Below are 20,650 nucleotides of genomic sequence, written 5' to 3' on the forward strand. Positions count from 1 at the left end.
CTTCATCGATGAATCTACCAGACACTTAACCGTCTTAGGTAATTTTGCTAATCATCAATTTTCCTTAGCAAAACTTGCTAGGGTGAGCAGTGAGGCCACACCGAGGGAAGGATGGACGAATGCCTGATGCGTCGTCTGCACCCACCCTGGCCGACGCCCTGCGCGGCTACGTCGACGCGCGCAACACCGCGATGATGATCGCCCGGCGCACTTTGAACATCAGCGAGACGGACGCCAAGGCGCTGATGTTCGTCGTGGACAATCCCGGCACGCGGGCCACCACTTTGCGGGACTATCTGGGCATCACCGGCGCGGGCGCAACCACGTTGATCGACCGACTGGTGAGCCGCGAGGTCGTGCGCCGGGACGTCGACGAAGCCGACCGCCGGGTGAACCGCCTGACGGCGACCATCGACATCGCACAGGAGCCCTGGTGCGCGCTGTGCCAGTTCGATGAGGACTTCAAGCGGGCCAGCAGCGAGTCCGACATCTCCATCGCGGACCAGTTCGCGACGTTCCTTGCGGAGCTCACCGCCAGCGTGGTCGGCGCGCGGCGCTGAGCCGAAGCCGGGTCAGGCCTCGTCGGCGGAGGTGTACGCCTGCGACTTCGCCTGGAGGAAGCCGCACAGCGCCGAGATCATCGCCAGCTCGCCCGACAGTTCGAGCAGCCGTGGGGCATCCAGGATGACCGAGGCGTCCCGCGGCTCCATGGTGGCCACCCACCGCGTGGGGTCTTCGTCGCTGGGCTGGATCGACGTCGGAGTGGAAGCGTTGGCGAGGCGCACGGTCACCAGGCCCGTGTTCGCGCCGCCGTCTCCGTCCTGAGGAATGACCCGCACCGAACCCGCGATGGGGTAGCCGAGCGCGCGGAACTCCTGAAGCCACGACTCGAGTGTGTCCAGGTTGCGGAAGGGCATCATCACTCCGTCGGTCCCATTCATAGCGTCTACACAATTATGCAGGGCACGCGATCCCGTGGGTCAGGTTCGCCGACCTCCACCGAACCGTGTCCGATGTGGCCGATGATGCGGCGCGTTCGCCATACTGGCGAGCATGGACTCCGTGAATGAGTGGTTGCTGACCTGGGGCGACAATCTTTGGACGTGGATCGTCCTGCCGGTCGTCGTCATCCTCGGGCTGTATTTCACCGTCCGGTCGGGGGTGGTGCAGTTTCGCCTCATTCCGGAGATGTTCCGCACACTGACGGACAAGACTCCGCGCGATGCCTCGGGGCAGCCGCAATCGGTGTCCGCCTTCCAGGCATTCACGATCTCCGCGGCGTCTCGAGTAGGGGTGGGCAACATCGCAGGAGTGGGAACCGCGATCGCCGTGGGCGGCGCCGGCGCCGTGTTCTGGATGTGGGTGATGGCATTCATCGGCGGCTCGTCGAGCTTCATCGAGTCCTCTCTCGCCCAGCTGTTCAAGGTCCGTGACCGCGACAGTTTCCGAGGCGGCCCCGCCTATTACATGCAGCGCGGACTGAAGGCACGATGGCTCGGAATCTGGTTCGCGATCATCCTGATCATCTGCTTCCCCTTTGCGTTCAGCTCGTTGCAGGCGAACACCATCTCCGCGACGATCACCTCCAGCGTCGGCGTGGAGGCCGCTTGGCTCCCCTGGGGAATCGGCCTGGGCATCGCCGTCCTGACAGGCCTTGTCGTCTTCGGGGGCGTTCGACGCATCGCGTCGGTGACCCAGATCCTGGTCCCCATCATGGCCCTGGCCTACCTTCTGCTGGGACTGATCGTGGTGGGGTTGCACGTCGACCGCATCGGCCCGGTCTTCGCCGAGATCTTCACTTCTGCGTGGGGATACAACGAGGTGGTCGGCGCGACGTTCGGCTACATCGTCCTGACCGGAGTCAAGCGCGGCATGTTCTCCAACGAGGCCGGACTCGGCTCGGCGCCGAATGCCGGCGCCAGTGCCGCGGTGACGCACCCGGTCAAGCAGGGGTTGGTGCAGACCCTGGGGGTCTATTTCGACACGTTCCTGGTGTGCTCGATCACGGCGTTCATCATCCTCGTGTCCGTGCCCGATCTCGCCGGCGCAGAACGTGGGATCGGCCTGACCCAGGACGCCCTCGTGGGCACTCTGGGCCAGTGGTCGAACATCGCGCTCAGCGTGATCATCTTCCTGCTGGCCTTCTCGTCGATCCTCGGCAACTACTACTACGGCGAGTCGAACATCGAGTTCATCACCACCCGGCCCTCCGTGCTGACCGGCTACCGCATCCTCGTCGTCGTCGCCGTTCTGGCCGGGTCGGTCGCAGGCGCCGACCTCGTGTGGAACTTCGCCGACGGGGTCATGGGCCTGATGGCACTCACGAACCTCATCGCGATCGGCCTGCTCTCCGGCATCGCGTTCCGACTCCTGAAGGACTACACGACCCAACGTCGTGAGGGTCGCGATCCGGTCTTCACCCGCGCCCTCCTGCCCGACGTCGGCGGCATCGAGTGCTGGGAGGACGAGCTGTCGGTCACCGGCCCGATCGATCTGCAGGTCAGCTCCCGGCAGGCGCGCAAGCATCGCGATCACCTGCACAGCCCGGAATGAGATGAGTGACGCCGAGCTTCCCCTCGCCCGCCACACCGACTACGGCGCGGAGGCGCTCGACGAGGCGCAGATCTCACGCGACCCGTTCGTGCAGTTCGAGCGCTGGCTGACCGAGGCGTCGGACCGAGGGGTCTACGAGCCGAACGCGATGGTGCTGAGCACCGTCGATGCCGACGGCACTCCGTCCAGCCGCACCGTGCTGTTGAGGGGAATCGACGAGCGCGGCCTGGCCTTCTACACCGACCGGTCCTCCCGAAAGGGCCGGGCGCTCGCCGCGCACCCCGTGGCCACGGCCCTGTTCCCGTGGTACGGCCTCCACCGTCAGGTGATCGTCACCGGCGAGGTCGCCCTGATCGGCGATCGCGAGTCCGACGCCTACTGGTCGAGCAGGCCTCGCGGATCGCGCATCGCGGGATCTGCGAGCGCCCAATCCCAGCCGATCCCCTCGCGCGAGGTGCTGGAGCGCAACGTCGATGAGGTCGAGAAGCGCTACGCGGACGTGGAGGACATCCCTCGGCCGCAGAGGTGGGGCGGCTATCGCATCGCTCCGTCGCGCTTCGAGTTCTGGCAGGGGCGCACGTCGCGGCTGCACGACCGCATCGTCTTCACGCGCGAGCGCGCGGGGGCCGGAGCCTGGTCGCTGGAGCGCCTCCAGCCCTGACGGCCGCCCAAGTCGATGTCGCCGGTGCGTGCGACGATCCGCACAGCGGGCGATCGGCGGGAGGGCGAATGCGGGGTGAGGCGACCGTGCTGCACGCCGATCTCGACGCCTTCTACGCGTCGGTCGAGCAGCGCGACGCGCCCGCGCTGCGAGGTCGGCCCGTCATCGTGGGCGGGGGCGTCGTGCTTGCGGCGAGCTACGAGGCGAAGGCACGCGGTGTCCGCACCGCGATGGGCGGACGGCAGGCGCGCGACCTGTGCCCGGATGCCGTCGTCGTGCCGCCGCGGATGGATGCGTACTCTGCGGCCAGCAAGGATGTCTTCGCGATCTTCCGCGACACCACACCGCTCGTGGAGGGCCTCTCGATCGACGAGGCGTTCCTCGAAGTCGGAGGTCTGCGGCGCATCGCGGGGACGCCCGAACAGGTCGCCGTCAGACTGCGCGAGCGCGTGCGCACCGAAGTCGGGCTCGCCATCTCGGTCGGAGTCGCGCGCACAAAGTTCCTGGCGAAGGTCGCCAGTGCCGTCAGCAAGCCCGACGGGCTGCTCGTGGTCGAGCCCGAGAGGGAACAGCAGTTCCTTCTCCCCTTGCCCGTCGAGCGGCTCTGGGGAGTCGGAGCGGTGACCGCGGCGAAACTGCACGGTCTCGGCATCCATACCGTGGGTGAACTCGCGGAGCTGGAAGAGGCGACCGCCGAGAGACTGCTGGGCAAGGCGACGGGCGCCCACCTGCACGCCCTCGCGCGACTGCGCGACCCGCGTCCGGTCGACACGACGCGACGCCGGGGCTCCATCGGATCGCAGCGAGCACTGGGCAGCCGTCCCCGCTCCGTCGAGGAGCTCGATGTGATCCTCGCGCAGATCGTCGATCGCCTGGGGGGCCGCCTCCGCGACCGGGATCGCGTCTGCCGGACGGTGGTGCTCCGTCTGCGATACGGAGACTTCGTCAAGGCCACCCGATCGCACACCCTGCGCTTCCCCACCGACCGCACGGCCGTGCTGGTGACGGTCGCCCGGGGACTGCTCGCCGTGGCCCTTCCCGAGATCGCCGAGCGCGGCATCACGCTGATCGGCGTCTCGCTGTCGCAGCTCGGCAGGGCCGACAGCATCCAGCCGGAGCTGCCGATCGACTGGAACGACGGCGCGAGCCTCGACGCGGTGCTGGATGCCGTCCGCGATCGATTCGGCACGGCATCCGTCTCGCGCGCCACCCAGCTCGGACGCGACCCCGGCTGGTCGACGCCGCTGCTGCCCGAGCACGAGTGACCGCCTGCGCAGAAGGGGCCCGTGCGGCGTCCCCCCGGAGACCGCACGGGCCCTCGAGGCGCACGATGCGTTGCGTGCGGGATCCGAAGCCCGCGACGCCCCCCGATGTGCTCAGTCCACTCCTTGACCGTCGCCGCGTGTAGGGCCGAAAGTCCCATCGCCCCGGCGTCGTCGTGACGCACTCACGAACACCCGGATGCCTGCCCCGAGGACCAGCAGATTGAGGATCATCTGAACGGTCACCAGAACGCGCGCGCCCTGACTGGCGGCGTAGATGTCGCCGAAGCCCACCGAGCTGAAAACCGTCACGGTGAAGTACAGGGTGTCGGTGCGCGTGAGTTCGGCGACGTCGAAGGCGCCGGCGTCCTGCGACGCCATCGCGTAATACGCGGCCGCGAAGAGCAGGATGTACAGCGGCACCGTGACCGAGAGCGCTTCGACGCCGCGCAGGCGGGGATGATCCGATGTCGAGATCGCGCGCACCTGCCAGACGCCGATGCCGACGAGGATGGCCACCGCCACCGCCAGCGAAATTCCGATCGGGATGCTGCGCAATCCGTCGAGCGGCCCGGCGTAGTACAGCGCCACCAGGATCGTCATCGACAGCAGTGCCCGCACGAGGCTCCACACGATCTCCGTGCGCGTCGACGCGACAGGGGTCGAGGTCACAGGGGTCGAGGTCATGTGATCGGTCAGGAGTCGATCGCGTCGACGATCTTCTCGTCGCCCTCGTTCACCGCCTTGACCACGGCGTCGTAGTCGCCCTTGTCGATCGCCTTGCCGATCTTCTTGGTCGCCTGCTCGAACGCGGCGTCGATCCGGTCCAGATAGAGGTCGTCGACGACGGCCACGATGGCGGACGAGTCGGCCGGAAGCCACTCCTCGGCCTCGACGCCGAGCTTCTTCTCCTCGTGGTGCTTGGCGATCTTCGCGACACCGGCGCCGATGCCCGCACCGACGATCCCCGACAGCAGCAGGGGCGGAGCGAACAGCCCCACGACGAGGCCACCGACGGCTCCGATCGCCGTGCCGCGCGAGATCAGCCCGCCACCGTGCTCCTTCACTGCGACCTTGCCGTCGGCATCCCGCGACAGCACGACGGCGGCGACGACAGCGACATCGTCCACGTCCTTGATCGCGGTGAAGTCGGCCCTCGCGGAAGCCTCGTCGTCGTACGCGGCGATGAGGAGTGTGTAGTTGGGATCAGCCATGAGGAGGCACCTTTCGTCACCTCGATCATTCGCTGATTCGGTCGGCGTGGCTAGGGCGATTCGTGGCGAGTTCCGTCGCGCATGACCCGGCGGGCACCTCGGGGGGAAGCCGCACAGGAGATTTCGGCGCACCCGTCACACATCCGCGCGCTCCCCGGTCAAGGAGGCAGGGCGCCGTGCGCTCATCTCGTCGACCGGGTGAACCGGTGGCGCGTACATTCCCGGGTCGCGGCCGGACGGCATCCCGGGGCATCATGAAAAAGGACCCTCGCGTCGTCCCGCCGAGCACACGAGGGGAGGAGCAGCCGATGAACGGACCACAGACGGAATCCTCGGGCATCGTCTGGGCGAGCGACCAGTTCGAGGCCGGGCGCCGGCGCCTGTTCGGGATCGCGTACCGCATGCTGGGCAGTGTCGCGGATGCCGAGGACATCCTTCAGGACGTCTGGATCCGCTGGCAGAAGGCGGATCGCGCCGAGATCCGCGAGCCGCAGGCCTTCCTGACGACGATGACGACGCGCACCTGCATCAACCTTCTCCAGTCGGCGCACGCACGGCGCGAGACCTACATCGGCCCCTGGCTGCCCGAGCCCGTGAACACGCAGGATGATCCCGCCCTGGGCGCCGAGCGCGGAGAGGCGCTGGAGTACGCGGTGCTGCTGCTCCTGGAGAAGCTGACCCCGACCGAGCGGGCGGCCTACGTGCTGCGAGAAGCGCTGGATTATCCCTATGAGCAGATCGCCCAGATCGTGCAGAGCACACCGACGGCGTGCCGTCAGCTGGTCAGCCGGGCGCGCAAGCACCTCGCCGCCGAGCGCAGGCGAACCGCATCCTCCGATGAGCAGCGCCGACTGCTCAGCGCGTTCCTCGCAGCGGCGCAGAGCGGGAACACCTCCGAGCTCGAATCCCTGTTCGCCACCGAGATCGTCAGCTACAGCGACGGCAATGGGGTGAAGCTCGCCGCGCGGATTCCCGTGAGCGGAGTCGAACGCGTCGCGAAGTTCGTCGCCGCCTTCTCGACTCACTTCTGGCGCGGCAAGCAGGTCGACTGGGTGGAGCTCAATGGTCGCCCGGCGGTGACGCTGACCGAAGACGGGGTCGTGACGACAGCCCTGGCGACCACTGCATCCGCCCACGGCATCACGCGGCTGCTGTGGATCATGAGTCCCGACAAGCTTCACCACGTCGCGCCGTCCACGACATGACTCGACACAGCGCCCGCGCGCCGTTGCGCGCAGCGTGGTCGCGCCGAGCCCGTCGCCTGGTCGAAGCGTTCATCGCGGCATGCGAGGGAGCCGACCCCCCAGCTGTCGCCAGCCTGATGCGTCGCGACGCCGCGTTGACGATCGACAGCGGCGGATCCGTTGCCGGCGTTTCCCGCGCCGACGCTCCCGCGCCGATCGCAGCGGCCATCATCGACCTGCTGCGACAGTATCCCGGCTTCGATATGAAGCCCGGCCACATCAACGGCCGGCCCGGAATCGTCATCAACTGCGAGGGCCGCGTTGTGGGCGTGATCAATGCCGTGCGCCGGGGCAGACGCGTGCACGAGATGTGGATCGTGGTGAACGCGGAGAAGCTGCACCACTGGAACCCGATGTGACGGCGGTGTCACATCGGATGCCGGGTTCCGGTCGAACCTGATGACGCCCGCTTCGGGCACCCCATCGGAAAGGCAGAGGAACATGGCAAGAGTCATCGTCATCGGAGGCACCGGTCTCATCGGTTCGAAGGTCGTCGCGAAGCTCGCGGCACACGGCCACGAGGCCGTCGCGGCATCTCCGAACACGGGAGTGAACACGATCACCGGCGAGGGCGTGGCTGAAGTGCTCGCGGGCGCCGATGTGGTCGTCGACGTCTCGAACTCGCCGTCGTTCGCGCCCGACGACGTGATGTCGTTCTTCACGACCTCGACGACCAATCTCCTCGAGGCCGAGAGGGCAGCGGGCGTCACCCACCACGTCGCTTTGACCATCGTCGGCACCGACCGCCCCCAGCACATCCCCTACTTCGCCGCAAAGGCCGCCCAGGAGAAAACTGGTCCGCGAGTCCGGCGTGCCGTTCTCGCTCGTGCATGCGACGCAGTTCTTCAAGTTCCTCGGCAGCATCGCCGACATCTCCACCGACGGCGGCACCGTCCGCCTTCCGGGAGCGCTCATCCAACCGATCGCCGCCGACGACGTGGCCGCCGCCGTCGCCCGCGCCGCGGCCGGCTCGCCGGTCGGCGACATCGAGGTGGCCGGGCCTGAGGCGTTCGGTCTCGATGAGTTCGTCCGGCGGGGACTGACGTTCCGGGGAGACTCGCGGACGGTCGTCCGGGACGACGACGCTCCCTACTACGGCGCGAAGATCGACGAGCGGACTCTGCTCCCGGTGGAAGGCGCGGAGATCTTCGCCACGCACCTCGAGGAGTGGCTCCCGCTGAACCCGCCCCGGTTCTAGTCCCGCACGCGTGCGCCGCCGATTAGCGGGTGCGCGCGTCGTGACGTAAACTCTTCGGCGGTGACGTGTCCGAGCGGCCGAAGGTGCAACTCTCGAAAAGTTGTGTAGGGTAACCCCCTACCGTGGGTTCAAATCCCACCGTCACCGCCATAAATCCCTGGTCAGAGGGTGGTTCTTGCTTCCGTTCAACGGAAGTGTGAACAATCCCGAGGTTTCGGGCCCGTCTCATGGCCGGAAATCCGCGTGGTTCGGCGGTTATCGCCAGTGTCCGGGTGTGAACAAAGTGGAACAGCGGTTGTTCACACTTCCTTCACAGTCAGGCGGTTTGCGATGCATTCGAGTCGAGGGCGGTCGCTCTCACCCCGCGGAATCACGGGACTTCCGTCGAATCCGACCAGCGCGACCTAGGGGTGGGGATCTGCCCCACCGTAGGGGTTCGTCACCCCCCCGTCCCCACCGGTCGATGTCGCACCAGTTCCGGGCGCTGTGGCACTGGCCGCGGCGCAAGGTGCGCGGCGAGCGCTCGTACACCGCGAACGGCCTATGCGAAGTTCCGTGGCGTACCGCCGATAGCGGCCGTCATGTCGTCGCCAGGGGCTTTTCTCTGCGCCGCACGACAGACCCCCTTGACGCCGCACGGGCCCTCAGCCATTCTGCAAGAGCGCTGAACGCGCGCGAAATAGGGGAGCCGGATGGGCGAGAAGCAGGTCGTATTGGCGATCTTTCCGAATGAGGCAGCAGCGGACACTGCTGCCCAATCCCTGAAAGAGTGGGACAAGCTCGACGACGACGTGAAGTTGAACGCGATCGGTGTGCTCGTGCTCGACGACGAGGGCAAGGTCAAGACCCAGAAGATGGGTCGTCGAAGCTGGGGCAAGGGTGCCGGTATCGGTGTTATCCTCGCTGCCTTGACCCCCGTGGGGCTGTTGGCCGGGGCCATCGGCGGTGGCCTGATCGGTGCATTGCATCACAAGGGGCTCGGCATCGACAGCGACGAGCGCGAGCGCCTGTCAGCCGCATTGGGCAACGGCCAGGCGGCCGTCGGAGCGCTGGTGAAGTCCTCCGAGGCGGCGGGGGTCATGAACAAGCTCACCGAGCTCGGTGGCGACGCACACGTGCTTAGTCCGAGCGACGAGGCGGTTGCCGAAGTCGACGCGGTAGCTCCTCAGGTCGAAGCCGCCGAAGCAACAGACCCGACAACATCGCCCTGACGCTCGTCGTCAGCCCCGAAACGGCACCCAACACGACCTCGACACTCAGCCCGCCCGCGCGGTATGCCGGATCGATGTGGTGGGCCAGTTCCCGCTATCGTTTCGTCCGCCGCAAAAATGTGAACTCTGGGCATCGGGACTCATCCGAACCCACCTTGTCGCTCAATCGTGGATCAGCTGGGTCGGTCACGGGACCACGAGCGGCGCGCCCAGGGACGAAACCGGAGACCTCTCGCGGACGTTTACGAACAGCCGTATAGTCAGCGCTATCCAGCTCGATTCTCGCCGAATGGACTGCTGATGATTCCGTCGATGCCGACCGCACAGTCCCGGATGGCCAGCGGCCGCTATGCAGATGCCCCGGAATCAGCAGTCTTGCCGCTCGCGTTTGAGAACCGCTCAGAAAAGGTCGAGTCTGGCTCTTCTTCACCTTCGACTTCCGGCCGTGCTTCGTGGTGGCGCGAAGCGACGACGGTTGGACGTGCACGCGTGGTCACACGGTTGATCGGCGGGAAGGGGTAGTCATGGAGTACGCAATCGTTGCCCTGCAAGGGGCGGTCGTCATCGGCGCGATCGTGATGGGCGTGCGAACCGGCGGTCTGGGTCTCGGTCTGTGGGGAGTCGTCGGCACCGTGGTTCTGGTGTTCGCCTTCCACCTTCCGCCCGGGTCCATCCCGGTGGATGCCTTCTTCATCATCATCGCGGTGATCACCGCGTCCTCCGCGATGCAGGCGGCGGGCGGTATCGACTACCTCGTGTCGATCGCGTCCAAGATCATTCAGCGAAATCCGAAGCGGCTCACCTACGTCGCCCCGTTGGTGGCGTTCGTGTTCACGCTGCTCGCGGGCACCTCGAACATCTACCTCGCGCTGATCCCGGTGATCTACGAGACGGCATACCGCAATGGGCAGCGCCCGGAGCGGGCTCTCGCCGCGTCCACCGTCACTTCTGCCCTCGGCATCACCTCCAGCCCCGTGTCGGCGGCCATGGCTGCGTTCCTGGTTTTGATGGAGGGCACCGGCTACGGACTGCCGCAGATTCTGCTGATCACGATTCCTGCCGCGATCGTGGCATGCATCGTTGCGGCGTTCGTGCAGCAGCGCATCGGTAAGGACCTGCTGGATGACCCGAAGTACCTCAAACGGGTCGAGGAGGGAACGGTCGAGGTTCCCGAGGTACTCAAGGCGAAGTACGCGGCCATGGTGGGCACAGGCGCCCCGGTCACCTCCTCAGCGGCACCCTCGGTGGGAGGAAGCGGCTCGGATGCGCCGGCCGCTCCGGTGGCGAAGCCCGTGCTGATCGAGCATCCGGTGCCGAAGGGCGGGAAGACCGCTGCGATGATCTTCGTGGCCGGCACGTTCCTCATCGTGCTGTTCGGGCTGTTCCCGGGTCTGCGTCCGGCCTTCCCCGACGAGAACGGCGAACTCGTGCCGATCGGGATGACGACGATCATCGAGATGGTCATGTTCTCGGCTGCGCTCGTGATCATCCTGGTGCGCCACGTCAAGCCGTCTGTCGTGGTCGAGCAGCCTCTGCTCAGGGCGGGTTTCACTGCGGCCGTGGCACTGTTCGGTATCGCCTGGATGGCGGACACCTTCATCTCCGCCAACGAGGAGACGATCATCGAGCCGCTCGGAGAGTTGATCAAGAACAACCCGCTCTGGCTGGCCGTCGCCCTCTTCATCGTGGCCGGTCTCACCACAAGCCAGTCCGCCACGACCAACACGCTGATACCGATCGCCCTGGCCGCAGGCCTCGCGCCCGGCATCGTCGTCGCAATGTGGCCTTCGCTCGTCGGGGTGTGGTTGTTCCCGGCGAACGGCTCGCAGATCGCGGCCGTCGAGACCGACCTCACCGGGTCGACCAAGTTGACCCAGGTGCCGGTCTGGCACTCGTTCACGATCCCGATGCTCGTGTCGTGGGTCGCAGTAGTGGTGGCGGGCCTGCTGATCCAGCTCGTCATTCCCGCATGATCCGGAACGCGCAGCGCCCGACGCGCACGCGCGCCACGTAAAGAGAGGCAGAATCATGACCGACCTCACGGACCTCAAGAACTCTGTGGCCGCGCTGATGCCCGATGTCCTCCAGCGGCTCGACGCGCTCGTGCGCATTCCATCGATCGCCTTTCCGGGGTTCGACCCGGCGCCCGTTCACGCCATGGGAGTGGCGGTGGTCGACCTCTTCGAGGCTGCCGGCGTCGTCGGGGCGAGGCTTCTCGACGTTCCGGACGGCTACCCCTGCGTCTACGCGGACATCCCCGGCCCGCAAGGATCGCCGACAGTGCTCCTGTACGCGCACTACGACGTGCAGCCGGCGCCCGAGAGCCAGAACTGGACCAGCGAGCCGTTCGAGCCGGTGACGAAGGATGACGGCCGCATCTACGGGCGGGGAGCCGCGGATGACAAGTCCGGACTTGTCATCCATTACGGCACGTTGAAGATGCTCGGCGCCGACCTGCCGTGCAACGTGAAGATCCTCGTGGAGGGTGAGGAGGAGACGATCTCGCACCTTGAGGCTTTTGTCGAAGACAATCCCGCGATTTTCGGAGCGGATGCTTATGTGATCGCCGACATCGGACCGCAGCGCGTCGGTCGCCCGGGTCTGACCACCGCTTTGCGCGGCGACGTCGCCTGCACGGTGACAGTGCGCACGCTTGCCAATCCCGTGCACTCGGGCATGTTCGGCGGGGCGGCCCCGGACGCGATGACCGCGATGATTCGCATCCTGGACACGCTGCACGACGAGAACGGAGACACAGCCATTGCCGGGGTGGACAGTTCCCGGTGGGAAGGCGCCGACATGGACGAGGCGGTCTACCGGGAGGGCTCGGCGATCCTCCCCGGGGTGGACTTCCTCGGAACGGGGTCGCTCTCCGATCGCATCTGGGCGAAGCCGTCCGTGACCGTGCTGGGGATGGATCTGCCGAACGTCGCTGAGGCATCGAACGTCCTCCTTCCCGAAGTCACGGCGAAGCTCTCGATGCGCATCGTGCCCGGTGCTGACGGCGATGCTCAACTCGAGGCTCTGATGGCGCATCTGCGCGCACAGCGGCCGTGGAACTGCGAAGTGGACGTGCAGAAGGTGAAGGTCGGACACGCATTCGCGGTCGACGAGTCCCACCCCGCCATCGTCGCAGCCGAGGCCGCACTTGAAGAGGCGTACGGCGCGCCCGTCGAGAACATCGGCAGCGGTGCGTCCATCCCGCTCGTGGCCTCTCTGAAGAAAGTGTCGCCCGACGCGGCGATCCTGCTCTGGGGGGCTGAAGACACAGCGCAGTCCCGCATCCACGCCTCCGACGAATCGGTCGATCCCGCAGAGATCGAGCGGATGATCGTCGCCCAGACGCTCTTCATCCGCAACCTCGCCGAAACCGTCCGAGAGTGAGGGGCGACGAGAAGGCAGGAGTCGGGTGATGTCCGTTCCGCAGACCGAGAAGCGCATGACCGTCCTGCAGGCGACCTTCATTGGCGTCGGCTCCATGGTCGGCGCCGGAATTTTCGCCCTCTTGGGTGCGGCAGGTGCTGTGGCGGGTTCTGCAGTCTGGGTTTCCTTCTTGATCGCCGGCATCATCGCCGCCCTCCAGGGGTATTCCTTCGCGAAGCTCGGAGCAACGTACCCGTCGGGGGGCGGCATCCTTACTTTCCTCTCGCGGGGATTCGGCGAGGGCCACGTCGCCGGCATCGGCTCATGGCTTTTCTTCACAGCAGGCTCGATCGTCGTTGCGATGATCGCCACGTCGTTCGGCGGTTATGCGAGCGCCGTGCTCACCGACGACGACGCCGGCTGGGCCAAAGTGTTCGCGGTCGCGCTCATCCTGGTGATGTCGGGCCTGAACACCATCGGGTCGACCGCTGTGGCCCGAGTGCAATCCGTGATCGTGGTCATCGTCCTCGTGATCCTGGTGCTCTTTGCCGTCGTCACGATCGCCAACTGGGACCTCAGCCTGCTCTCGCCCGCTGGGTACCCCGGCGTTCAAGAGATCATCGCGAGCGTCGCACTCACCTTCTTCGCCTTCCTCGGGTTCGGTGTCATCACTTTCACCGCCAAGGACCTTCCGAATCCGGCACGACAGCTGCCCAAGGCCATCTACTTCGCCCTCGCGATCGCCACGACGGTCTACGTCGCCGTATCGCTCGGAGTCTTCGGCACGCTCACTGCAGATCAGGTTGTGGAGTACGGAACCACTGCCCTCGCGGAGGCCGCCAAACCGACGCTCGGGCAGGCGGGGTATGTACTGATGGTGATCACGGCCCTGTTTTCGACAACGGGCGCGGTGAATGCCGGTCTCTACCCGTCGATCGGGATGTCGGCGCACCTGGCGTCGGTCGGGCAGTTCCCCCCGGTCTTCGGTCGCTCGGTCGGCCGATTCCCGGTCGGGCTGATCGTGATGGCGGTGTTGGCGATCGTCCTCGTCATCGGATTCGACCTGAACAAGATCGCTTCCATTGGCAGCGCGGTGGCACTCCTCGTCTTCTCGGCCGTTTCCGTCGCGCATCTTCGGCTCTTCCGTAAGACCGGTGCAAGTGTGATCGTGCTGGTGGTCGGGCTGGTCGCTACACTCGGGACGTTCGTCGTGTTCTGTACGACTACGCTCATCGACGAGCCGGCCACCGCGATCGCACTCATTGCGATCATCGCCCTCGCTGTGATCCTGGACTTCGGGTGGAAAGCGGCGGCCAAGCGCCGACAACGAAGTTCGCCTAGCTCGTCGGATAGTTCAAAGCCAGCGGCGCCCTGAAACGTCCCGCCTTGCACGACCTTGCCGCACTCAACCGCATTCTGCGCGTGGAAGAACCCCGTCCCGAGCATCTACTGCGGCAACTGGCCCAACCTTGCCGCACAGTGCCCGGCGGCCGTGGAGTGACCGCCGGTAGTCGATCCGGCCCGCGGCGTGTGAACATCGGCGTGAACAACTGAGGAGATCGAGTGCAGCCGAGTGCAGTGGCTGAGAACCCGACGGCAGCGTGATTGCAGGCCAGTGAGGTTACCGTGCGAGGAAAGCGCAAGACCGTTCCCGCAGACCGTAGAGTCAGCCGCTGAAGGTCACGACTCCTGTCGGAACGTGGCGATGAGGAAGTTCGGTTGGGTTGTGACCATGGGACTTCTGCGGGTTCGTCAGTCTGAAGGGTGATGCACAAATGAGCTCCACACCTGTTGCCGCTGGTCCCACCGCAGTCTCGGCTTGGGCCCCCCTTGCGATCACTGCATTCCGGGTGCTGTGGTTCGCGCAGCTGGGCAGCAACATCGGCAGCTGGATGCAGACGGTCGGCGCGCAGTGGTATCTCGTCGAAGCCGCAGCCAGCGTGACGGTCATCGCCCTCGTACAGACGGCCAGCCTGGCCCCGGCCGTGCTGTTCTCCCTTCCGGCAGGGGTGCTCGCCGATTCCCTCGACCGCCGGAGGCTGCTGATCTGGGGGTCCGTAGCCAGCGCGGTGATCGCCGCGGCACTCACCGTGATCGCGTTCCTCAATGTGCTCACACCGTGGACGATTCTCGCTTTCACGTTCCTGCTCGGCGTCACCTCGACCCTCACCTCGCCGGCGTGGCAGGCGATCCAACCCGAACTCGTGCCCCGCCCGCTCATCGGTGCATCGTCGGCACTCGGGGGCGTGACCGTGAATGGGGCGCGAGCGGCGGGCCCAGCTCTCGCCGGCGTGCTGCTGTCCCTGTTCGGTGCCCCCGTCGTCTTCGGGATCAACGCGCTCAGCTTCATCGGAGCCGCCGTGGCGCTCTGGTGGTGGCGACGTCCGCCCCAGATGGGCCTCGACGACAGGGAGCCGTTCACCGCCGCGCTCCGTGCCGGCGTCCGCTATGTCGCATCTGCACATCTGGTGCGCCGAATCCTTCTCCGGTCGGCCCTGTTCGCACTTCCGGCGAGCGCCCTGTGGGCACTGCTTCCCGTGACCGCCACACGACTGGGGCTCAGCTCGAGCGGCTACGGGTTGCTCCTCGGCGCTCTCGGCGCCGGCGCCGTGCTGGGGGTCTTCGCGTTGCCTCTTGCTCGAAAGCGGTACTCGGACAACGCGGTGATCACGGTGAGTGCGCTTCTGTTCGCCATCGGCACCCTCGCCGCGGCGTTCCTGCCATTCGTCCCGGTGCTGCTGCTGCTCGTCCTCGCCGGCGTGGCCTGGATCGGCACACTCACCGTGCTGAATGCCGCGCTGCAACTGACACTCCCCCAATGGGTGCGCTCCCGGGGTGCGTCTGTCTACATCCTCGTGTTCATGGGGACGATGGCGATCGGCTCGTTCGGTTGGGGTCTCTTGGCGCAAGCGCTGGGCACCCCGATCTCGATGTGCTCGGCCGCGGCGCTGCTCGCCTTGGTCGCCGTGAGCGTGCGGTGGCTCCCGCTTCTGCCCGGCACCGGAACCGTCGATCGAACGGTCTCGACCTCATGGCCCACTCCGACGCTCGTCATCGAGCCTGATCCGACCGACGGCCCGGTGCTCGTGCAGATCTCGTACACCGTGCATCCCGAGAACGTCGACGCGTTCCGCGATGCCATGCGATTGGTCGAGGGATCTCGGCGGCGCACCGGAGGGTACCGATGGTCGCTGCTTCGCAGCGGCGAAGTCGAGGACGTTCTGCTCGAGTCCTTCATGGTGCCCTCGTGGGGCGAGTATCGCCGGCAACAGACGCAGCGGCTCACCGGCCGCGATCGCGAGATAAGGGCGGCCGCGCACGCGTACGTCGACGGCGAACCGAGCGAGACCCACTACTTTCCCGAACCGGACCTCCCTCGAAAGAAAGCGCCACGGACAAGCCACACCCGCTGACCGCGACTAGGGCGTCGGCGCGTTCTGAGCCGGATCCACCGGGCCACGATGCCGGGCCGCGACGACGGACAGCACCGCCAGCACCAGCGCGGCGGCGACGAGAGGGCCACCCGACCAGACGGGATCGACAGCGGATCCCGCCGCAGCGCCTGCGGCGAAGCCCACCAGCACGAGCAGGAACCCACCCGCTGGCCGCAGATGCGGCTGACCGTCCGATGCGATACGCCGCCCGATGGCCCGCCCGAGGAGACTTCCCGACGTCTGCACGACGAGCGTCACGGCCACGTTGCCGTACAGCATGCCCGTTTCCCGGTGGAAGGCGTTGCCCTGCACTCCGGCGAGGAAGCTGATCGTCCACGCGATCCACCAGGGATCGACGGAGCCGATCGTCGAGGCGGCGGCCAGCACCAGCAGCAGAATCGCCTCCAGGGCGAGGATGATCCTCGAGTAGGGGCGGCTCCGACGGGTCAGCCACAGGATGAAGATGCTGCACACGCAGGCGCCCACGAAGAACGCGAGGACCGAGATGCCGGCCACCCCGACGCGCCCGATGTCCCCGGCGACGAGGAAGTAGCCGATGGTCACGACGTTTCCGGATTGAACCGTCGCGAACGTCTGCGTGTGCGCGAAGGTCCACGCGTTCAGGAGCCCGGCGGCGAAGGCGAGAGCGATAGCGGCCGAAAGGCGCTCGAGAAGCGGATATCGCATGCGTTCTGTCGACATTGCCGAGGGCATCGGTCGGTCCTTCCGCGCGGGGTGAATGTGCCAGCGGGACCATCACACCCGCCTCGGCGCGTCAGCATCCACGACAGCTGCCGAGACATCTTCAACATCTGCAGGAGAGATCCGGACGCCGAGCCATGGATGCTGGCGGGAACCTGTCGACGATCGAGGAGCAGACTCATGGAACCCACCGACAGCCCAGCGCCCAATCACGAGGCGCCGACATTCGGAAACCCTGATCTTCCGGCAGAAGGGGAGATCAACACCTTCGATCACCCGAAGAGCACCACCATGGACGGTCCGCAGAATCCGGTGATCGAGAGCCAGTTCCCCAATCAGATCGACGCGCCCGCGACCGACATCAGCACGCAGGCGTTCTTCTGGTCCTCCTTCAATATCTCGCCCCGTCGCGTGCAGAGGGGCGGTTGGGCGCGCGAGCTCACGAAGCAGGACTTCGCGATCCAGGAAGAGATCGCCGGGGTGAACATGTACCTCGAGCCCGGGGGCGTTCGCGAGTTGCACTGGCACCAGACGGCGGAGTGGGCGGTCATGACCCGGGGCAGGTGCCGGGTGACGACACTCAGCCGCGCGGGGCTCCCCAGCGTCGAGGACGTCGAGGAAGGTGATCTCTGGTACTTCCCCGCGGGAACCCCCCACTCATTGCAGGGTCTCGGCCCCGACGGCGCAGAGTTCGTCCTCGCCCTCGACGACGGCAATCAGTCCGAGAGCAACACGCTTCTGCTCACTGACTGGTTCGCACACACGCCTCCCGACGTGCTCGCGAAGAACTTCGGGGTCGCGCAGGAAGTGTTCGCCGACATCCCGCTCCACAACCTGTGGATCTTCCCCGCTGACGAGCCTGGCGATCTCGCCGCGGATCAGGATGCCGCAGGCGTCGGCTGGGGGGCTTCGGAGCCGGTCATCTTCCGTCTGTCCCGGTCACAGCCGCGCCACCAGAACAGCGGTGGCAGCATCCAGATCGCCGACAGCACCACCTTCCCACTCGCGAACACCGTGGCCGCTGCACTGGTCACGGTCGAACCCGGGTCGATGCGGGAGCTGCACTGGCACCCGAACGCCGACGAGTGGCAGTACTACCTTCGCGGCTCCGCGCGGATGACCGTCTTCAACACCGGGCCGCACGCCAACACCACAGACTTCCGTGCCGGCGACGTCGGTGTCGTGAAGAAGAACTTCGGCCACTACGTGGAGAACACGGGCGAGGACGTTCTGCAATTCCTCGAAGTGTTCCGCGCGCCCACCTATGAAGAGATCTCCCTCGCCAACTGGCTCGCGCACGTACCGCCGCAGCTGGTGTCGGCACACCTGAACATCGATCCCACGGTCCTGGCCACCTTCCCGCGCACCACGCAGGGAATCACGCCGATACGCTGACCGCGCTACCGAGCGCGCCGGATGGGTGGACAGTGCGTGGCCGCGGGCGCCTTGGGCACAGCGCTCGACGGAGCGTCATGGCTGATCGAGCGAGTCCAGCGCATCCTGGATCTCGGCTGCCCACCAGTCGGGGCGCTCGTGCTCCTCGACCAGGTCGAGTGCACGCCGTAGGTCCTCGCGCGCTCTGTCGAGCTCTCCCAGCCCGAGGTAGGCGAACCCGCGATGACGGTAGCCGCGGGCGAGAAAATCCGACTCGTGGCGGAAGAACGATGCGTTGTCCATGATCTGATTGGCCACGTCGACGGCTTCCGAGTAGCGCTCGAGCCGGAGCAGGACCTTCGCCGAGAGCGCGGTGGCCAGATTGATCGCGTTGTTCCACTCCCGAAGAGCGAGTGTGTTCTCGTTCTCATCCAAGGTCTTACGTGTCTCACGTGCCTGCTGGAGTGCGCCATCCGGGTCATCTTGGATCAACGCCATGGCCATCCAGTAGCGGAACTGGATCTGCGCTTCGATGTCCCGTTGGGCGAGTGATTCCTCGAGTCCCTGTCTCCCCGCCTGCAACGCCGCATCGAACTCGCCTCGCCGCACCTCGCTCCACGTGATCGACACGAGCGCCCACGTCGCAGTCTTGCCGGAGTCGGCGGTTTGGGCAATCGTGCGAGCGCGCAGCGCAGCGGCCCGCGCGACGTCCGCATCTCCGTCGAACTGCGCCAGTTCGACCGCAGCCATCCAGTGGAGCTGTTCGGCCAGCGCAACCGGATCTCCCACCTCCTCTGCCGCAGCGACCCCGATGCCTGCGACCGTTCGCCAGTGCGCGAAGCTGAGCCATCGCTCGGCGAACCGGAGGAGTGCCTTCGCGGTCTCCAGCACCGCGACCAGCGAGTCCGCCGGTGTTGCTGCGGAGACTTTGAGGGCCTCCAGCCACGTGTCCGACTCCGCTCGGAGCCACTCCCGCGCGGATGCGAGCGTGGGGTCTCCGGGCCCGGCAGCCGCATCCTGCTCCTCCCGGACCAAGGCCATGCTGCGGGCGGTGTCGAGTGTCCACCGGCGAAGGCGGTCACGCAGAGCGTAGATGTCGCTCGTCGACTGCGTCGCAGTCAGCCGCGCCTCGGCGAAGATGCGGAGCAGGTCGTGGATGCGATATCTGTCGCCACTGAGCGGCTCCAGCAGCGCAAGATCGGTCAGCTCATCGAGGATGTCCGCCGTCGTCTCTTCGTCGAACGCATGGATCGCGGCCACCATGTCGGCTCGGAAGGAAGATCCGGTAATCAGCGGGATGCTTCGGAAAACCTGCTGAGATCGCGGTGTGAGCGACTCGTAGGACAGCGCGAACGTGGCCTCGACGCGAAGATCTCCCGCGACCAGCTGACGGAGGCGGGTCTCGTGCGCGCGCAGCCGCTTGGCAAAATCCTCGACGGTCCACGCAGGCCGCGACGAGATCCGGTTTCCCGCGATCCGCAGCGCAAGGGGCAGATCGGAACACAACTCGGCGAGTTCACCGACGTCACCGCTGACGCGCTGGGCAGCGGGGATGATCCGGCTGAGCAGGGCGATGCTGGCGGGCCGCGCCAGTGCGCCGAGAACGACCCGCCGACACCCCTCCAACCCCGTCAGCGATCGTCGGGACGTCAAGACCACTCGGACCGGCCGCGTCGCCGTCAGCACGGCTCGCACTTGCGCCTCAGTGGTCGTGTTGTCGAGCAGGACGGCGAGGGACCGGGTCGTGCTGACCCGCCGCCACGCTGCGACGGCTTCGTCCATCGTTCCGGGTTCGTCGGCCACGCCGGTCTGGCGCAGAAGGGCCTGAAGAACCTGGAGTGGCGACAGCGGAAGGGCATCGGGACTGTGGACGTTGACGAACAGAATGTCGGAACTGTCGTCGGCGGAGCGGTGGAGTGCTTCCAGGGCGACAGTCGTCTTGCCGATGCCGGCTGTGCCGCTGATGAGGACCGGAGCCATGCCCGCGCTGGGCGACGGGGAAAGCACCGACGCCAGGAGGTCCATCTCCGCGTCCCGGCCGACGAAATCCGGCAACCGGAACGGGCGGACGGATGCGGACGCGGTCTCGATCGCCGCTCCTCTCCGACCAGGGCGCGCCGAGCTGAGAAAATCCGACCGTTCGCGATCGGCGAGTCCCAGCGCATCGGCGAGCGCGACCACGGTGCGACGTTGCGGGCCCACGCTCATCCCACGCTCGATGTCGCTGATGGTCCGGCTGCTCACCCCAGAGGCCTCAGCGAGGAGCTCGATCGTGAGGTCGGCTTGCTGGCGTCGCCGGCGCAAGGCTTCTCCGAAGGGATGCTGCGGCACGAAGTCTCGTCTCCTTGCAACGGGGACCTCGAAGCTGCGGTGGCCTTCGTGGGGATGCGCTCGCGATTCGTCCCTCCTGCAATGCTTGCAGATCTGCACAGCC

18 protein-coding genes, 1 tRNA gene and 1 pseudogene are annotated in these 20,650 nt (G+C 66.6%); 15 read left to right on the plus strand and 5 right to left on the minus strand.

Annotation, left to right across the window (positions count from 1 at the left end):
* Positions 1 to 119: 119 nt before the first annotated feature.
* Positions 120 to 560: a MarR family transcriptional regulator gene (locus tag RWQ91_RS13300; RefSeq protein WP_314506854.1), complete on the plus strand. Its 441-nt coding sequence runs from the start codon at positions 120 to 122 to the stop codon at positions 558 to 560.
* A 12-nt stretch (positions 561 to 572) separates the two neighbouring features.
* On the opposite strand, the gene RWQ91_RS13305 is transcribed toward RWQ91_RS13300, so the two are convergent.
* Positions 573 to 941: a hypothetical protein gene (locus RWQ91_RS13305; RefSeq protein ID WP_314506857.1), complete on the minus strand. Its 369-nt coding sequence runs from the start codon at positions 939 to 941 to the stop codon at positions 573 to 575.
* A 112-nt stretch (positions 942 to 1,053) separates the two neighbouring features.
* On the opposite strand from RWQ91_RS13305, the gene RWQ91_RS13310 reads away from it, so the two are divergent.
* The 3 genes from RWQ91_RS13310 to dinB all read left to right on the plus strand — a co-directional run bounded on the left by RWQ91_RS13310 (position 1,054) and on the right by dinB (position 4,479).
* Positions 1,054 to 2,553, plus strand: coding sequence for an alanine/glycine:cation symporter family protein (locus RWQ91_RS13310; protein WP_314506859.1), 1,500 nt, complete (start codon positions 1,054 to 1,056; stop codon positions 2,551 to 2,553).
* A 1-nt stretch (position 2,554) separates the two neighbouring features.
* Positions 2,555 to 3,214, plus strand: a complete 660-nt coding sequence (gene pdxH / locus RWQ91_RS13315; RefSeq protein ID WP_314506860.1) for a pyridoxamine 5'-phosphate oxidase — start codon at positions 2,555 to 2,557, stop codon at positions 3,212 to 3,214.
* A 68-nt stretch (positions 3,215 to 3,282) separates the two neighbouring features.
* The gene (gene dinB, locus RWQ91_RS13320; protein ID WP_314506863.1) at positions 3,283 to 4,479 is read left to right on the plus strand and encodes a DNA polymerase IV; all 1,197 of its coding nucleotides are present in this window, start codon (positions 3,283 to 3,285) and stop codon (positions 4,477 to 4,479) included.
* A 111-nt stretch (positions 4,480 to 4,590) separates the two neighbouring features.
* On the opposite strand, the gene RWQ91_RS13325 is transcribed toward dinB, so the two are convergent.
* Positions 4,591 to 5,163 (minus strand): potassium channel family protein, encoded by a 573-nt coding sequence (locus RWQ91_RS13325; RefSeq protein ID WP_314506866.1) that lies wholly within the window; start codon positions 5,161 to 5,163, stop codon positions 4,591 to 4,593.
* A gap of 8 nt (positions 5,164 to 5,171) precedes the next feature.
* A complete protein-coding gene (locus tag RWQ91_RS13330) occupies positions 5,172 to 5,690 on the minus strand; it encodes a DUF1269 domain-containing protein (protein WP_314506868.1) in 519 nt (172 codons plus the stop codon).
* Positions 5,691 to 5,998: 308 nt separating this feature from the next.
* Here RWQ91_RS13330 and RWQ91_RS13335 point away from each other — a divergent pair, with 308 nt between their 5' ends.
* From RWQ91_RS13335 to RWQ91_RS13375, 10 genes and pseudogenes are all read left to right on the plus strand, one after another.
* Positions 5,999 to 6,895 carry an RNA polymerase sigma-70 factor gene (locus tag RWQ91_RS13335; protein WP_314506872.1) on the plus strand — a complete coding sequence of 299 codons (897 nt, stop codon included), beginning with the start codon at positions 5,999 to 6,001 and terminating at the stop codon, positions 6,893 to 6,895.
* Positions 6,892 to 7,293 (plus strand): hypothetical protein, encoded by a 402-nt coding sequence (locus RWQ91_RS17205; protein WP_399546461.1) that lies wholly within the window; start codon positions 6,892 to 6,894, stop codon positions 7,291 to 7,293. Before RWQ91_RS13335 ends, RWQ91_RS17205 begins: the two co-directional genes overlap by 4 nt.
* Positions 7,294 to 7,375: 82 nt before the next feature.
* A pseudogene (locus RWQ91_RS17210) lies at positions 7,376 to 7,582 on the plus strand (NAD-dependent epimerase/dehydratase family protein); the annotation flags it as partial.
* Between the two features lie 163 nt (positions 7,583 to 7,745).
* Positions 7,746 to 8,132 (plus strand): hypothetical protein, encoded by a 387-nt coding sequence (locus RWQ91_RS13345; protein ID WP_314506878.1) that lies wholly within the window; start codon positions 7,746 to 7,748, stop codon positions 8,130 to 8,132.
* Positions 8,133 to 8,191: 59 nt separating this feature from the next.
* Positions 8,192 to 8,282: transfer RNA gene (locus RWQ91_RS13350), tRNA-Ser, on the plus strand.
* A gap of 542 nt (positions 8,283 to 8,824) precedes the next feature.
* Positions 8,825 to 9,343 carry a DUF1269 domain-containing protein gene (locus tag RWQ91_RS13355; protein WP_314506879.1) on the plus strand — a complete coding sequence of 173 codons (519 nt, stop codon included), beginning with the start codon at positions 8,825 to 8,827 and terminating at the stop codon, positions 9,341 to 9,343.
* Positions 9,344 to 9,867: 524 nt separating this feature from the next.
* Positions 9,868 to 11,316 carry an SLC13 family permease gene (locus tag RWQ91_RS13360; RefSeq protein ID WP_314506882.1) on the plus strand — a complete coding sequence of 483 codons (1,449 nt, stop codon included), beginning with the start codon at positions 9,868 to 9,870 and terminating at the stop codon, positions 11,314 to 11,316.
* Between the two features lie 55 nt (positions 11,317 to 11,371).
* Positions 11,372 to 12,727 carry a M20/M25/M40 family metallo-hydrolase gene (locus RWQ91_RS13365; RefSeq protein ID WP_314506884.1) on the plus strand — a complete coding sequence of 452 codons (1,356 nt, stop codon included), beginning with the start codon at positions 11,372 to 11,374 and terminating at the stop codon, positions 12,725 to 12,727.
* Between the two features lie 28 nt (positions 12,728 to 12,755).
* A complete protein-coding gene (locus RWQ91_RS13370) occupies positions 12,756 to 14,081 on the plus strand; it encodes an APC family permease (RefSeq protein WP_314506886.1) in 1,326 nt (441 codons plus the stop codon).
* 400 nt (positions 14,082 to 14,481) lie between these two features.
* Positions 14,482 to 16,119 (plus strand): MFS transporter, encoded by a 1,638-nt coding sequence (locus RWQ91_RS13375; protein WP_314506888.1) that lies wholly within the window; start codon positions 14,482 to 14,484, stop codon positions 16,117 to 16,119.
* Positions 16,120 to 16,125: 6 nt separating this feature from the next.
* On the opposite strand, the gene RWQ91_RS13380 is transcribed toward RWQ91_RS13375, so the two are convergent.
* Positions 16,126 to 16,827 carry a DUF1275 family protein gene (locus tag RWQ91_RS13380; protein WP_314506889.1) on the minus strand — a complete coding sequence of 234 codons (702 nt, stop codon included), beginning with the start codon at positions 16,825 to 16,827 and terminating at the stop codon, positions 16,126 to 16,128.
* 195 nt (positions 16,828 to 17,022) lie between these two features.
* On the opposite strand from RWQ91_RS13380, the gene RWQ91_RS13385 reads away from it, so the two are divergent.
* Positions 17,023 to 18,237 carry a cupin domain-containing protein gene (locus RWQ91_RS13385; protein ID WP_314506890.1) on the plus strand — a complete coding sequence of 405 codons (1,215 nt, stop codon included), beginning with the start codon at positions 17,023 to 17,025 and terminating at the stop codon, positions 18,235 to 18,237.
* A gap of 75 nt (positions 18,238 to 18,312) precedes the next feature.
* On the opposite strand, the gene RWQ91_RS13390 is transcribed toward RWQ91_RS13385, so the two are convergent.
* Positions 18,313 to 20,646, minus strand: coding sequence for a helix-turn-helix domain-containing protein (locus RWQ91_RS13390; protein ID WP_314506891.1), 2,334 nt, complete (start codon positions 20,644 to 20,646; stop codon positions 18,313 to 18,315).
* Positions 20,647 to 20,650 lie beyond the last annotated feature (4 nt).

Source organism: uncultured Microbacterium sp., assembly GCF_963524805.1.
GTDB lineage: Bacteria > Actinomycetota > Actinomycetes > Actinomycetales > Microbacteriaceae > Microbacterium.